At 69.2% G+C, this 14,041-nt stretch carries 13 protein-coding genes; 5 read left to right on the top strand and 8 right to left on the bottom strand.

The window, feature by feature from the left end:
• Nucleotides 1-112 precede the first annotated feature (112 nt).
• Entirely contained in the window at nt 113-814 is a 702-nt protein-coding gene (locus HDC34_RS10950; RefSeq protein ID WP_179556857.1) for a YceI family protein, read from the bottom strand.
• A 183-nt stretch (nt 815-997) separates the two neighbouring features.
• On the opposite strand from HDC34_RS10950, the gene HDC34_RS10945 reads away from it, so the two are divergent.
• Entirely contained in the window at nt 998-2,725 is a 1,728-nt protein-coding gene (locus HDC34_RS10945) for a long-chain-fatty-acid--CoA ligase (protein ID WP_179556856.1), read from the top strand.
• A 55-nt stretch (nt 2,726-2,780) separates the two neighbouring features.
• Here the strand turns inward: HDC34_RS10945 and HDC34_RS10940 are convergent, their stop codons facing one another.
• Nucleotides 2,781-4,046, bottom strand: coding sequence for a S9 family peptidase (locus HDC34_RS10940; RefSeq protein ID WP_179556855.1), 1,266 nt, complete (start codon nt 4,044-4,046; stop codon nt 2,781-2,783).
• 122 nt (nt 4,047-4,168) lie between these two features.
• Between HDC34_RS10940 and HDC34_RS10935 the strand changes: the two genes are divergently transcribed.
• Complete coding sequence (locus tag HDC34_RS10935; RefSeq protein WP_104312558.1) at nt 4,169-4,468, top strand: DUF4287 domain-containing protein; 300 nt, start codon at nt 4,169-4,171, stop codon at nt 4,466-4,468.
• Nucleotides 4,465-4,923, top strand: coding sequence for a YchJ family metal-binding protein (locus HDC34_RS10930; protein WP_179556854.1), 459 nt, complete (start codon nt 4,465-4,467; stop codon nt 4,921-4,923). Before HDC34_RS10935 ends, HDC34_RS10930 begins: the two co-directional genes overlap by 4 nt.
• A gap of 82 nt (nt 4,924-5,005) precedes the next feature.
• Here the strand turns inward: HDC34_RS10930 and HDC34_RS10925 are convergent, their stop codons facing one another.
• From HDC34_RS10925 to HDC34_RS10905, 5 genes are all read right to left on the bottom strand, one after another.
• On the bottom strand, nt 5,006-7,708 hold the full coding sequence (locus tag HDC34_RS10925; RefSeq protein ID WP_179556853.1) for a phosphoenolpyruvate carboxylase: 2,703 nt from the start codon (nt 7,706-7,708) through the stop codon (nt 5,006-5,008).
• A gap of 97 nt (nt 7,709-7,805) precedes the next feature.
• Nucleotides 7,806-8,285 carry an SRPBCC domain-containing protein gene (locus HDC34_RS10920; RefSeq protein WP_179556852.1) on the bottom strand — a complete coding sequence of 160 codons (480 nt, stop codon included), beginning with the start codon at nt 8,283-8,285 and terminating at the stop codon, nt 7,806-7,808.
• A gap of 9 nt (nt 8,286-8,294) precedes the next feature.
• On the bottom strand, nt 8,295-9,401 hold the full coding sequence (locus HDC34_RS10915) for a DNA alkylation repair protein (protein WP_179556851.1): 1,107 nt from the start codon (nt 9,399-9,401) through the stop codon (nt 8,295-8,297).
• Nucleotides 9,402-9,512: 111 nt separating this feature from the next.
• Nucleotides 9,513-10,187, bottom strand: coding sequence for a ScbR family autoregulator-binding transcription factor (locus tag HDC34_RS10910; protein ID WP_104311789.1), 675 nt, complete (start codon nt 10,185-10,187; stop codon nt 9,513-9,515).
• Between the two features lie 73 nt (nt 10,188-10,260).
• Entirely contained in the window at nt 10,261-11,076 is an 816-nt protein-coding gene (locus HDC34_RS10905) for an AfsA-related hotdog domain-containing protein (RefSeq protein WP_179556850.1), read from the bottom strand.
• 191 nt (nt 11,077-11,267) lie between these two features.
• Here HDC34_RS10905 and HDC34_RS10900 point away from each other — a divergent pair, with 191 nt between their 5' ends.
• Nucleotides 11,268-11,807, top strand: coding sequence for a hypothetical protein (locus HDC34_RS10900; protein WP_179556849.1), 540 nt, complete (start codon nt 11,268-11,270; stop codon nt 11,805-11,807).
• On the opposite strand, the gene HDC34_RS10895 is transcribed toward HDC34_RS10900, so the two are convergent.
• Nucleotides 11,797-12,702 (bottom strand): NAD(P)-dependent oxidoreductase, encoded by a 906-nt coding sequence (locus HDC34_RS10895; protein WP_179556848.1) that lies wholly within the window; start codon nt 12,700-12,702, stop codon nt 11,797-11,799. The genes HDC34_RS10900 and HDC34_RS10895 overlap by 11 nt on opposite strands.
• A gap of 98 nt (nt 12,703-12,800) precedes the next feature.
• On the opposite strand from HDC34_RS10895, the gene HDC34_RS10890 reads away from it, so the two are divergent.
• On the top strand, nt 12,801-13,979 hold the full coding sequence (locus tag HDC34_RS10890) for an aminotransferase class I/II-fold pyridoxal phosphate-dependent enzyme (protein ID WP_179556847.1): 1,179 nt from the start codon (nt 12,801-12,803) through the stop codon (nt 13,977-13,979).
• Nucleotides 13,980-14,041: the final 62 nt, after the last annotated feature.

Genomic DNA, 14,041 nt, shown 5'->3' with positions numbered 1-14,041 from the left:
CCTCTGGGCTGGGTCTGGCCCGGAGGAGCCGGTCTCGTCACGCAAGCTGGTCAGCGGAAAGGTGCGGTGGGGGAGTCGGCCGGCTGGCTGGCGGTTCGGGCTCGTTCAGCGCCTACGCGCGCTCGAGGACGAGCAGGAACTCGACCGACCCGGTGGGCTCGACGGAGACGAAGCCAAGGTTCGGGGCTTCGACCCCGTAGTCGGCGAAGGTCACGGGGATGCTGCCGGCGACCTGCACGTTGTCACCGTCAAGGCCTGCCGTGAGGTCGATGGTCACCTGCTGGCTGACGCCGTTGAGCGTGAGCGTTCCGGTGGCAGGGATCGTCGCCTGCGTGCCATCCGCGAGTCCGTCGAGTGCGGCGACTGGCTCGTCGAGCGTGAAGGTCGCCTCGGGGTTCGCGGCGGTGTCGAGCGCTTCGCTGCGGAAGTACTCGTCGCGGCGCTCCTCGTCGGTGGCGATGGATGCGACGTCGACCGTGATGTCGGCGGCTGTGAGCTCAGTCTCGGTGGTCGTGAGCGTGCCGGAGACGGTTTCGGTGCGGCCGGTGACGGTCACGTCCGTGCCATTGAGCACCTCATCCACCCGGTAGCCGGCGTAGGAGCCGGAGGCGACGGTCCACGAGCCGGCGAGCGTGCTGGCGTCGGCTGCGCTCGGGGTCGTCGACTCGATCTCGAGGGCCGGCGCCTCGGCTGCGGGCTCGGCGATCACGTCACGGTAGATCATGGGGCCGAACACTGCGGCGGCGATGCCGATCACCACGACAACGGCCGCGATGACGATACCGATGGTGGCTTTCTTCGATGGCTTCTTCATAGTTGTAGCTTGAAGCACTTTCCTATGGCTGGACTATGAGTTCTTCGTCGATCGCGTGAGGAAGCGGATGCGCGCTGAGGGGAGCCGGAGAGACTCCGGCACACACGGCTTCAGCACAAGCGCGGCGACTTAGGCTTCGAGCGCACCGCTGTGCGCGCAGCCGTGCTCGTCGAAAGGACCCCGGTGAACGACGCCAACGAGACCAGCAGCACGTCCGACCTCGCGTCCAGGCCTTGGCTGGCCGCGTATGCCGATGACGTGCCCCACGACATCGCCGAGGTGCGGGAGTCGCTCGTCGACCTCCTCGAGAACTCGGTGAAGCACTTCGGCTCTCGGCCGGCGCTCGAGTTCTTCGGCGCCGAGACCAGCTACGGCGAGCTCGGGGAGCAGGTGGCTCGTGCGGCCGAGGGCCTCCGCAAGCTCGGGGTCGCAGCGGGCGACCGCGTCGCGTTGGTGCTCCCAAACTGCCCACAGCACGTCATCGCCTTCTACGCTGCGCTCCGCCTCGGGGCGATCGTCATCGAGCACAACCCGCTCTACACGGCACGCGAGCTGCGGCATCAGTTCGAGGACCACGGCGCGAAGATCGCGATCGTGTGGGACAAGGTCGCCGATCTCATCTCGGAGCTGCCGAGCGACGTGGTCCCGGACACGATCGTCGCGGTTGACATGACGAGCGCGCTGCCATTCGGGAAGCGGCTCGCTCTGCGCCTCCCCGTCGCGAAGGCCCGCGAATCCCGCGAGGCCATGACGGCGACCCCCTCGGATCGCCGCGTGCTCAAGTGGGAGCGCGTCGCGAATGCGAAGCGCATCTCGAAGCGAGTGCCCAAGCCCGCACTGGATGACGTCGCCCTGCTGCAGTACACGAGCGGAACCACCGGCAGCCCCAAAGGTGCCATCCTCACCCACCGCAACCTGCGCGCGAACGCCGCGCAGGGCCGCGCCTGGGTGCCGGGGCTCACCGAGGGGCGAGAAGTCTTCTACGGCGTGCTCCCGCTGTTCCACGCGTATGGGATGACGCTGTGCCTCACCTTCGCCATGAGCATCGGCGCGAGGCTCGTCCTCTTCCCGAAGTTCGACGTCGACCTCGTGGTCGCGGCGGCCAAGAGCTCCCCGCCGACCTTCCTGCCCGCTGTCCCTCCCATCTACGACGCCCTGTCGAGGGCAGCCTCCCGCAAGGGGGTCAGCTTCACGGGCATCCGCTTCGCGATCTCCGGAGCCATGAGCCTGCCCGTCAAGACCGTCGAACGCTGGGAAGAGGTCACCGGAGGGCTCCTGGTCGAGGGATACGGCATGACCGAGACCTCGCCGGTCGCGCTCGGCAACCCGGTCGGCCCGACCAGGCGCCCCGGGACGGTCGGGGTACCGTTCCCGAGCACGCACATCCGCGTCGTCGACCCGGACGACCCGAGCATCGACCGCGCCGCCGGCGAATCGGGCGAGCTCCTCATCCGCGGGCCGCAGGTCTTCCAGGGCTACTGGAAGCGGCCGGATGAGACCCGCGAGGTGCTCCTCGCCGGAGGCTGGCTTCGCACCGGCGACATCGTCACCGTGTCCGACGACGGCTTCGTGACGGTCGTCGACCGCAAGAAGGAGCTCATCATCACGGGCGGCTTCAACGTGAGCCCCTCCGAAGTCGAGGAAGCCCTCACGGCGCACCCGGACGTCGAGGGCGCAGCCGTCGTCGGCCTGCCGCGCAGCTCCGGGGGTGAGGACGTGACCGCCGCGGTCGTGCTCCGCGACGGTGCCACGTTCGACGCGGACGCGCTCCGCGACTTCTGCCGCTCACGACTCGCGTCCTACAAGGTGCCCAAGCGAGTCGTGCAGGTCGAGGAACTCCCGAAGTCGCTCATCGGCAAGGTCCTCCGTCGTCAGGTCCGGGACCGACTCGTCGCCAAGCGCAGCGAGTAGCGTCCCGCGGCCTGCATCCCGCACGGCCCGCGACTGCCGCCGGGAACCAGGTGCATCACCGGACCGCCGACTCCGTAGCGACGGCCTCGCGCGTGCCCTCGGGCACCCCGAGGCGCGCGTCGAGCCAGTCGAGCAGCACCTCGTTGACGGCGATTCGGGCGAGGGGCTCGCAATGCGAATCGGCACCGTTGACGGCCGTGAACCGAACCAGCTCTGCGTCGGGCACGAAGCTGGCGAGCTCGTCGGACTGTCCCGGCCAGAACTGCTCGTTCTCCGGCGCCGTGATGAGCAGCGGCGTGGTGATCGAGCCGGCGGTCTCCGGACTGAGCCGGTACTTCCCGACCTCCCGATAGACCGCGAAGTAGCCGGTGCTCGCGTAGGGCTTGGCGCGGAAGTTCCACACGGCTCGTTCGGCGGCGCTGTGGCCGAGGCCCAGCTTCATGTACTGGTCGAAGTGCTTCGAGTCGCCCTTCTCCAGCTCGTGGCGCAGCGGAGACGGCAGGTGTCCGGCCCATGAGGTCGACACGTCCGTCACCCCGGGGTCGACGATCGCCGCTGCCACGCGGTGCTCGAAAGCCAGCGCCCGCGGCACCCAGTACCCCGCCTGGCTGACCCCGTAGACGGCGATGCGGGACCCGTCGATGCCGGGCAGGCCCAGCGCGTGGTCGATCACCGGTGTCAGGACTGCTTCGAAGTCCGGCCTGAAGTGGGTGCCGGTGACGAGCTGGCTCTGCTGCCCTGGCCCGTCGAAGTACAGCACGGCGTACCCGCGGGCCGCCGCGGCCGCACCGATCGTCGAGTACAGATCCGTGAGCGTCCCGTCGCTGCCGTTGACCAGCACGAGCAGGGGTGACCGTCCGTCCCGCGGCGGCACATCCGGGCGCTGCAGGTACCCGGGAAGGGAGCCCTTTCCGTAGCGGATCGAACGACCCTCGAGAGGGACACGCCTGAGCGATGCGAAGCGGTCCCAGGCCGCGCGGTGCATGGCAAACGCGTTGGCGTACCCGTCGGTGTCGCCGATGGCCGCGATCGCGTTGAGCGCGTGGCCGTAGTAGGCGGATGCTCGCAGCCACTGCGCGGCCGCGGTGGCGGTCCGCCCGTTGCTCTCGGAGACCTGCGCAAGCTGCTGCGTGGCCTGCGCTCTCGCAAACCAGGCCCTGACCCACGACTCTCGTTTGCCGTCCTCGACAGCGGCGAGCGTGGCGAAGATCTCCCCGAGGTCGCCAGCGCCTGCGCCGACGGATCCGAGAACGATCTTGGCTTCGAAATTCTGGTCTGCGTCGTGGAACAACGGCCGCGACAGTGCTGGATGGTGCGACATAGCCACATCATCCTCCTGTCGCCACCGGCCCGGTCCGATCCGCAGGGAGTTGGGAGGAAGCACCGATCGCTAGGATGCCAGCACGGTCGCCGATCAGCGGCGAACCCAGGGAGGGAGCATCCATGTCGTTCCAGTCGTACCTCGACAACATCGAGGGCAAGACGGGCCTCACGCCGCGTCAGTTCATCGCCATCGCGCAGGAGAAGGGCCTCGACGCGCCAGACACGAAGGCGGGCGACATCCTGGCCTGGCTGAAGGAGGACTACGACCTAGGTCGCGGGCACGGCATGGCGCTGGTGCACGTCATCAAGAACGGCCCGCAGATCAGCGCCAAGCATGTCGGCAAGGCCGGGGCACACGGCGACGAGTCCGACACGCTCTGGCTCGACGGTGTGGCGACGAAGCCAGCGGCGGGGGAGTGAGCGCACCGGAGGGGTCGCCCCGAGGCTCTTCGCGAGCCGCTGCCGAAGACGCTGGGAACACGGCCCCGCCTGCTGCTGACGTCTGCCCGTGCGGTAGCCGCCTCACATATGAGTCGTGCTGCGGAGCATTCCACGCCGGTCGTCCCGCGCCGACAGCCGAGGCGCTCATGCGCTCCCGCTACTCGGCGTTTGCGCTCGGCCTGCCCGGCTACCTCGCGGAGACGTGGGCGGAGGCGACCAGGCCCGACGAGATCGACCTCGACGACGGGACCGTCTGGCGACGCCTGCAGATCGTCGACACCCTCGACGGAGGCCCGGAGGACGAATCCGGGGTCGTCGAGTTCCGGGCCGCGTACCGGGACCCTGACGGCGCGGGCCTCCTCCACGAGCGCGCCCGATTCATCCGCGACGAGGGCCGCTGGGTCTACCTCGACGGGCAGATCCGCGGGAGCTGAATCGACAGCATGGCCGCCACCCAGACGGGTGACGGCCATGCTCTGCCGGCTTCGCGCGACGACGTCCCGCCGCCGCGGAGCGTCAGCCGGTGTTCTGCAGTCCGGCTGCGACACCGTTGACCGAGAGCAGCAGCAGGCGCTGAAGCTCCGCCGCCTCGTCGCTGTCGGGCTTCCTGGCGTCGTCGCGCAGTCGGCGCAGTGCGCGGAGCTGCAGCAGCGAGAGCGCGTCCACGTACGGGCTGCGCATCTTCACGGCACGCTGCAGCACCGGCTTGCGCTCAAGCAGCTCGGCACCGCCCGTGATGCGGGTGACCCAGCTGGCCGTGAGATCAAGCTCGTCCGTCACGAGTCCCGCGAGCTCCGGCCGATCCCCGAGCTCGAGGTAGCGGCGCGCGATACGCGCATCCGTCTTCGCGAGGCTCATCGCGACGTTGTCGATCATCGAACGGAAGAGGGGCCACTCGGCGTAGGCGGCCTGCAGCTGCTCGAGGTCACCGACCGCCTCCAGGGCGGTGCCCAGACCGAACCACCCGGTGAGGTTGATGCGAGCCTGCGTCCACGCGAAGACCCAGGGGATGGCGCGCAGGTCCTCGAGCGACTCGACCGACAGCCCTCTGCGGGCCGGACGCGAGCCGAGGGCGAGCATCCCGACTTCCTCCATGGGGGTGACGCGGGCGAACCAGGGCGCGAAGCCGGGCGCCTTGACGAGCGCGAAGAAGCGCTCACGCGAGGCCGCATCCATCGTGGCCGCGACGCCGGCGTACTTCTCGGCGGCGTTCGCGTTGCGCGACTCCGTTGAGGGTGCGGAGGCGAGCAGCGTCGCGGAGATGACCTGGTCGATGTGGCGGGCCGCGATGTCCGGGTCGCCGTACCTGGCGAAGATGACCTCGCCCTGCTCGGTCAGCTTGAAGCGGCCGTCGACCGAGTGCGGCGGCTGGGCGAGGATCGCGACGTTCGCGGGGCCGCCGCCACGCCCGAGAGCGCCACCGCGGCCGTGGAAGAGCGTCAGCTCGATGCCGTTCTCCTGCGCCCACGCCGCGATCTGGCTCTGCGCCTCGTATAGGGCGAGCGTCGCGGCAACGGGGCCGACATCCTTCGAGGAATCGGAGTAGCCGAGCATGACCTCGAGCCTGCGGCCATTGCCGGCGAGCAGCTCGACGACCTCAGGCTGCTCGAGCATCTCGGCGAGGATGCGGGGAGCCGCCTGCAGATCGGCGAACGTCTCGAAGAGCGGGATCACGTTGAGCGCGGGTGGCGTCGCGCCCGGACCCGTCGCCGCCAGGGCGAGCTTGAAGACGTTGGCGATGTCTTCGGATGACTGCGTGAAGGAGACGATGTAGCGTCCCGCTGCGCGAGGCCCGTGACGCTCCTGGATGAACGCGACCGAGCGGAACACGTCCAGGACCTCGGCGGCGAGCTCGCTCGGCTCGTCCCCGGCTTCCAGCTCGGCGAGCTCGGCGAGCACCTTGCGGTGCACCTGGGAGTGCTGGCGCACCTCGAGCTCCGTGAGGTGGAAGCCGAACGTCTCCACCTGCCAGATCAGGTGCTGCAGCTCGCCGTACGCGTGCCGGCCCGCGCCCGCTGCGACGAGCGAGGCCTGCAGGATGCGCAGCTCGCGCAGCAGCTCGTCCGGCACCGTGTACGCAAGGTCGGCGTTGCGGCGCCGCGTGGCCTCGATGCGACGCGCGATGAGTAGCAGCACTCGGCGGTGCGGCTCACCGGGCGAGCGCTGTGCGATCTCAGCGGCGGCCGACTCGTCGGCGCTCCCGAGGCGCGCGAGCAGGGTTGCCGCGGCCGCATCGAGCGGGGTCGTGTCGGAGCCGAGCGTGAGCGTGCGGCCGATTCGGGCGGATGCGCGCTCGAGGCCCAGCAGCACGTGCTCGGAGGCGATGACGGCCGCCTGTCGGCTGACCTTGGCGGTCACGAACGGGTTGCCGTCGCGGTCGCCGCCGATCCAGGAGCCAACTCGCACGAACGGCTTCGCGAGCGGAGCGACCGTGCCGGAGATGCCACCCTGCAGTGCCTCGTCGACCCGGCGGTACACGCGGGGGACGGTCGTGAAGAGCGTCTCGTCGAAGACCGCCATGACGGTGCGCACCTCGTCGACGGGAGTCGGCTTGTCGCTGCGCAGCGGTGACGTGCGCCAGAGGAGGTCGATCTCCTCGAGCAGGCGACGCGTGAGTTCCTGGGCAGCCGCGCTGCCGTCGGAATCGGAGCCGAGGAAACGCAGTTCGTCGCGCTCCTCGAGAAGGTCGCTGATGCGGCGGATCGCGGACGACACCGCCCGGCGGCGGGCCTCAGTGGGATGCGCCGTGAACACCGGGTGGAATCGGAGGCTGCGGACGCGCTCGGCCGCCTTGTCCTCACCGATCTCCGCGCTGAGTCGCGCGAACGCCTGCGAGATCGTGTCTTCCTGCTGCTTCGCTGGGGAGGCGCCGCGGGACCGGAGCACGCGAACCCGGTGGTGCTCCTCGGCGAGGTTCACAAGGTGGAAGTAGCAGGTGAACGCGCGGGCGACCTCATCCGCACGCGCCGGCGAGAGGCCATCTACCAGCTCCTCGGCGGACGCGAACGAGTCGTCCGCCGCCTCGGCCCCATGCTCGTACGCCGCGATCGTGAGGCGGCGCAGCCGCTCGACGTCGTCAAGGAGCTCCGGGCCTCCCGTCTCAGTGATGACCTGACCGAGCAGGGTGCCGAGGAGGTGCACATCCGAGCGCAGTTCGTCCGGCAGTTCTGCGCCAGCCTCAGTTCGGCTGGCGGGGGAGTTCGTAGGGGCTTCGAGCATGAGCACAGGCTACCGAGGCTGTGTCTCGACAATGTGACACGCCATCCATCATGACCGGGAATGACATTCCTCGGCGGGTGGCTGCTGGGGTCCCGTCTCAGTCGGCACCGGGGGTCGGCGGCTCGAGGTAGTCCTCGAATACGGGCTTCTCGAGCCCATCCTTCGCCGCCAGCATCGTGTCGAGGTAGAAGTTCCAACCGGCACGGATGTCCGTCAGCATGCCGACGGGCACATCGAAGTGCTCGAAGATGAGCCGCGTCGATGCTCCACCGGGGCCTTCAGGCTCCAGCGAGACCTGCAGATGCCACACGCCTGCAGCATCCTCGGTCGTGACCTCCAGCACTCCCGGCGCCTCACAGCGACCGATCGTCGCGCTGCTCGCCGGGGTGCCCTCCTCAGCCACCAGCTGGAGTCCGATCTGCCTGGCATCCTCATCGGTGTAGTGCCAGGGGCCGATCCACTGCGCAGTCCGGTCGCTATCCGTGAACCACAGCCACAGTTCCTCCCGGGGAGCGGCGACGACGCGCTCGATGCGAATGGTCTGCGTGCCGACATCGTCGGCTGGTGTCTCGGACATGTCCGTATCTCAGCACACGACGTCGGGAAGCAACTCGAACTCGGCGAAGCCGAATCGGACGCCGTTGACCTGCAGCTCGATGGCGTGGACTCCAGGGTGGTACCGGCGTGTGGTGATCGGCACGATCTTGTGACGCTTCGCGATCTCGAGCGTCTCGCCCGGAGCGAGCGTGGTCGTCGAGATCTTGAAGGTCTTCGGGGTCCTGCTCCCATCCGCCTTGACATGGTGCACCACGTAGTCGACGACCAGCTTCGCGGGCTCCTGACCGCTGTTCCGGATCGCTCCGCAGATGAGCAGCTCCTCGCCGAGCACGATGCTGCTGCGGTCGAGCGTCGGCCCGTCGACGATCACGTCGGCCGCGACGAAGCCGAGGATGCCCAGCGCCTCCTGGTCGCCGCGCTTCACGAGCGTCCTGAGGGCGTGCCGTACGAGCTTCGGTGTGTTCTCGTCGCCCTCCGCGAGCCACGCCGTGGCCAGTTCGCAGACGAGTCCCGCATCATGCCGACTGATGTCGTTGAGGTGGTTCGCGACCGAGCGGCGGACGTACTCGCTCTCGTCCCTGTAGAGAGCGTTCAGGATCGGTGCGGTCAGGCGAGCGTCGCGAGTGATCCCAGCCACCCTCGTTCCCCACGGAAGGTATGGGCGCGTCCCCTCGGACGCGAGGCGACGCACGTGCTCATCACGGCTGCGGGTCCACGCGAGCATGATCCCCAGGGCCCGTTCGAGGCGCGCACGAAGCATCGCCCGAACCGCCCACTCGCACGTGAGCCGATGGGTCAGCTCGGCGAGCAGCTGCATGCCGTCGTCGAACGCCTCCTCACCGCCGTCGGCGATCGCTGCAGCGGAAACGGCGACCGAGACGGGCCAGATCATCCACCCGGTGAGGGATGCGGACTCCAGCGCCCGGCGCACGATCGCGGCGAAGGCCGGGTACGGCACAGGGAGGTCGACGGCAAGCGAGGCGGCGAGGTGCGCGCTCCGAGCACCCAGCGCGAGGTCATCGAGCTGGAGGGCCGCGCTGCGTGTCTCGGTGAGGCGAACGCCGGCCGCCGCTTCGAGCAGGTCCGTCATGGCGGAGGCCTGCTGTCGTCCGAGCAGTTCGTCTGCGAACGGCATGCGTCATCTCCTCTCAGCCGGACGCCAGCTCGGTTGGGGTCGTCACGGGATCGTCACGGGATCGTCACGGGATTGTCGGGATTGTCGGGGCTGTCGGGCTCGGCTGGTCGGTCAGCGGGCAGCAACGTCGTCATCGAACACCGAGTCGAGGAGGTCAGTGACGCGCGCAGCCTCCTCGGGCGTCGTCAGACTGGGCAGGATGATCCGCCAGTGCGTGGCGACCCGGGTCACAAGGTCTTGTCGGCTGCTCACGGCGCCCGAGAGGAGCTGGGTCCCCGTGAACGTCGACACGAGGAGCGAGCTCAGGTCCGCCGCCGCCACATCGCGGCGGATGCTTCCCTCGCGTTGGCAGAGCTGGATGAGCGGCTTCAGGCGGGCGAGCCAGTCGAGATACGGGCCGTGAGCGAGGAAGTTCGACCCGATCTCCGTCGTGACCAGGACCCCAGCAAGCACCACGACGTCGCTGCGCAGGAGCTGGGCGAACGCGAGCGAAACCTTGAGAAGAGCCTCGATTCCACTCGTCGCGGAGGTCGTCGCATCCGTCACCGAGCGCGTCGCGCGTTCCGCGTACTCGGCGAGGACCGCCTCGGCGACCGCCTCGCGCGTCGCGAAGTGGTGATAGAACGCACCGTTGGTCACCCCGGAGTGCTCGCGGATCCGCGCCAGCGTCGACCCCGCGAAGCCGAACTCCACGAAGGTCGTGGCGGCCGCGAGCACCAGCCGACTCCGCGTCTCGACGCTCCGCTGCTGCTGGGGCGCGTTGGACGGTCGGGGGAGGGCGGTCATAGCCAGTGAGTGTAGTGACGAAGACCCCGCCGCCGAGGGAGGGCGAGCGGGAGGGGCCGAATTCGCCAGGGCCTCACGCGCATCGAACCTGGGCGACACGCTCGTGCGCCTGGTCTGCCGCCGTAGAGACCTGGTGGCCCGAACGCCTTGCGCTGATGGAGACGACCTCTCCGATCTCGGCGAACCGAGGGCAGACAAGCGCCACCTCATGGGGCGCTGTCCCCGTGAGGTGCTCGTGCGCCTCGATCCCTGCCTGGGCGAAGAGCAGGCCGGGCACGTGGTCGACCTCGTGGTCGAAGATGAGCCGGTTGGCGGATGGCCAGCCCAGGTGCGCCTGGAGGTCCAGACCGTGCACGGAGACCTCGGCGAGGGCTCCGCTGCTGCTGGGGCGGGGTTGGCGGGGGGACTGCAGCTGACGTCGGCGCAGTGCCGAGTAGGTGCGCCTGGGCACGCACCGGAACGAGCCCGAGCCCTCCGCGACGACGTCGTGATCGATTTCGAAGACCGCGAATGCCGTCATCTCGTCGCAGCGCCCAGCTCGGACGCGCGCGCTGCTGATGCGAACCGAGGCCGTCATCGCCGCCGCGTTCGTCGCGATGCCGAGCCCGAACGCATCCGACCCCTTGAAGGTCAGCTCGTTGAGGAGGAAGGCCCAATCGAGCGGGATGCCGCCCGCTCGGTGCCCCATGAGGAGGCCCAGCTGCCTGGTGATCTCGAGCCCGAGGAGGGTCGGTGATGAGACCGCGGTCGACCGGGCGCCAGCCGCCTGCACGACAGTCGGGATCGTGCGCAGACGAGCGAGGTACGCATCCGGACTCACCTCATCCATCGTGGCGATGAGCATCGACTCTTCGCTGTCCTTGTGGACGAGTTCTCGGCTGACCCGCATCAATGCCCCCTTCGGCGTCGCTCTGCGCCACGACGCCCGTGATCTCGGTGAGCAGACATCACGGCGCGGCGTCATCTGCGCCAGTTGGCAGAGGGGCCCACGAGGAGTGACGTACAAAACAGAGTGTTCTGTATGTTAGCTTGCCCTGGGCCGATCGGGAAACCAACTGCTCACGATCCGAGAGGGGACACATGGGAGTGCTCGTGCATCCAGACCGTCAGATGCACCTCGCCGTGCGGTCGGCCGTTGCAGATGGACGTCTTCGGGTGGTCGCCGAGCATCGCGGTGGCAACCCGTGGCTGCTTGCGCGGCCCGGTGACCACGCGCTCACGGAGGTCCGGACCAGGCACCTCGACTTGGTCATCCTCAGTCGCCTCGAGGGGGAGACGGCTACGGCAGTTGTGCTCCTGGCTCAGGGGCGGCGTTCCCTGGACGAGCTGGCCGACCTTCCCTCGCTCCTCTCGGGCGATGCAGTCATCATCGCGAAGGACGCGCAGGGGGCGGTTCGCGTGGAGGGGCCGCGAGCCGGCGGTCGGCGGGCAGCGTGGGTCGACGTTGGGTCGATGGTCTTCGCGAGCGACGACAGGACGCTCCTCGCTGCGGTCTTCCGGTCAGACGCAGCATCTGATGGAGGCCGCGGGCTCGCGGTCATCAGGGCGATCCCAACGGGCATGTGGCTGCACGTGATCGAGGGGGCGACCCCTCGCCTGCGTGCCGTCATCACCGTGTGACGGAGGCATACCAGTCCAGGTCTGCGCGAGACAATCTGAGGTCGCGGTCGCGATGCCCACGCCAGCCGGTTCGTCGACGCAGGAGCTCGCCGTCGTAGGTGTGCTCGACGAAGGCTCGCTGCAGCAGCTGCGGAGGCACCTCAGCGAGGCGCGGGTCGTCGACCGGGATGTCTACCTTGGGGAGGTCGAGGCCGAGCCGACGCGCCACGCTCGTGAGCATCTCCCGGAATGTCGCGGGTTCGGGGTCTGCGGCATGGAAAATCGCGTCAGGAAGCTCCCCGGAGTCAGTGGCCAGGAGGACGATCTGCGCCGCCAGCGAGCTGACATGGACGGTCGAGAGGCGCGCGTTCCCACCGCCCACCCATCCACCGAGGGCGCGAACGCCCGCAAGCGCAGTCGGGATGAACCAGCGGTCGCCGCCCCCATACGTCAGGGCGGCCCTGACGACCGTGCCGCCAGCCGACAGCACATGGGCCTCGCCGGCGCTCCGCGACACGCTCGCCGCGGAAACCGGATGCATCGCGACCTCGCCTTCACGGGCGAGGCGGTGCGGGCCGGGGCCGTACACGGCGGTCGTGCTGACGGCGATCAGTCGCGCCCCCGACCGTGTGCACTCGCCAGCGAGAGCACGGGTTCCCGCGTCGTTGACGGAGGTGGCCATGCGCGGGTCGTTCCCGACGTAGCCGGCTGCGTGGATCACGACATCTGCCCCCTCGGCGGCACCGACGATCGTCCTGGTCTCGGCGAGATCGCCGCGCACGACATCCACGCCTCGCGGGGCGCGGTCAGGTCCTCTCGACAGCACCCGGACACGAGTGACGTCCGGCATCGTGCGCAGCCGAGCGAGCACGGCCGTGCCCACGAATCCCGTCGCCCCCGTCAGAAGAATCTCCATGCCGCCCCCAGCTCTGAACCGTTCCGATCAGCGTAGCTGGCACCACCGACGGCACCGCGCAGCGACGGCCGCGGTGCAGCTCCTGGCATCCTTGGACCATGAAGCTCTCGCATCGCGCCCAGACCGTCGAGCCGTTCCACGCCATGGCCTTCGGGCAGCGGGCGGCGGTTCTCGAGGCCGCTGGTCACCGGATCGTGAAGCTCTCGCTCGGCGAACCTGACTTCGGGGCACCGCCAGCCGTGCGCGACGCCATGCGCGAAGCCATGGACGGTCGTCCGCTGCCCTACACGGTTGCGCTCGGGCTCCCCGCCCTCCGCCAGGCGATCAGCGGCTTCTACCAGCTCCGCCACGGTGTCGACGTGGACCCGGCGCGCATCATCGTGACCTCAGGAGCGTCCGCAGCGCTGCTGCTGGTCGTCGCCGCAACCACCGACAACGGCGACGACGTCCTCATGGCCGACCCCTCCTACCCGTGCAATCGTCAGCTGGTCGAGAGCTTCGGCGGCCGAGTCGTCAGCGCGCCGTCGACCGTCGGGTCTCGCTACCAGCTCGACCTCGCCAGCGTGCGGGCCGCCTGGAGCGAGCTCACGAACGCGCTCATGGTCGCGACACCATCGAACCCGACCGGAACGTCGATACCGTTCGATGAACTCGAGGCGATCTGCGCGCTCGCCCGCGAACGCGGCGCGTGGCGCATCGTCGACGAGATCTACCTGAACCTCTCCGACCCCGGTGCTGACGGCACGCCTCCGCGGAGCGTCCTCAGCGTCGACCCGGACGCGATCGTCATCAACAGCTTCTCGAAGTACTTCGGCATGACGGGGTGGCGGCTCGGCTGGGCGGTGCTGCCGGAGGTCCTCGTGCCCGCCGTCGAGAAGCTGGCAACCAACTACTTCCTCTCGGCGTCGGCACCCGCGCAGCTAGCGGCGCTCGCCGCGTTCACGCCCGAGTCGCTCGACCTCTGCGAAGCGCGGCGCACTGAGCTGCGTGCGCGACGCGACCTCGTGCTGGATGGGCTCACCCGTATCGGGCTGCCGGTCCCGGTCCTTCCAGACGGGGCGTTCTACGTGTACTTCGACGTGGCATCGACCGGTCTCTCCGCGTGGGAGTTCTGTGACCGAGCGCTCGAGGAGGCACACGTAGCCCTCACGCCTGGGCGCGATTTCGGGGCAGCGACGGGGGAGACGCACGTGCGGCTCTCCTACGCCGCCTCCACGACTGAACTGGTGGAGGGCCTGGAGCGCCTCGGTCATTTCCTGGAGACGCTTCGCGGCTGATCGCGGGCGACACCGCGTTCGTGACGTCGAGGTCCAGACGAACGCCGTGGGCCAGCTGCTGG

Source organism: Pseudoclavibacter sp. JAI123, assembly GCF_013409665.1.
Classification (GTDB): Bacteria; Actinomycetota; Actinomycetes; order Actinomycetales; family Microbacteriaceae; genus Pseudoclavibacter.
Note: the sequence above shows the minus strand (reverse complement) of the source record. Positions and strands in the feature narration are given on the sequence as shown.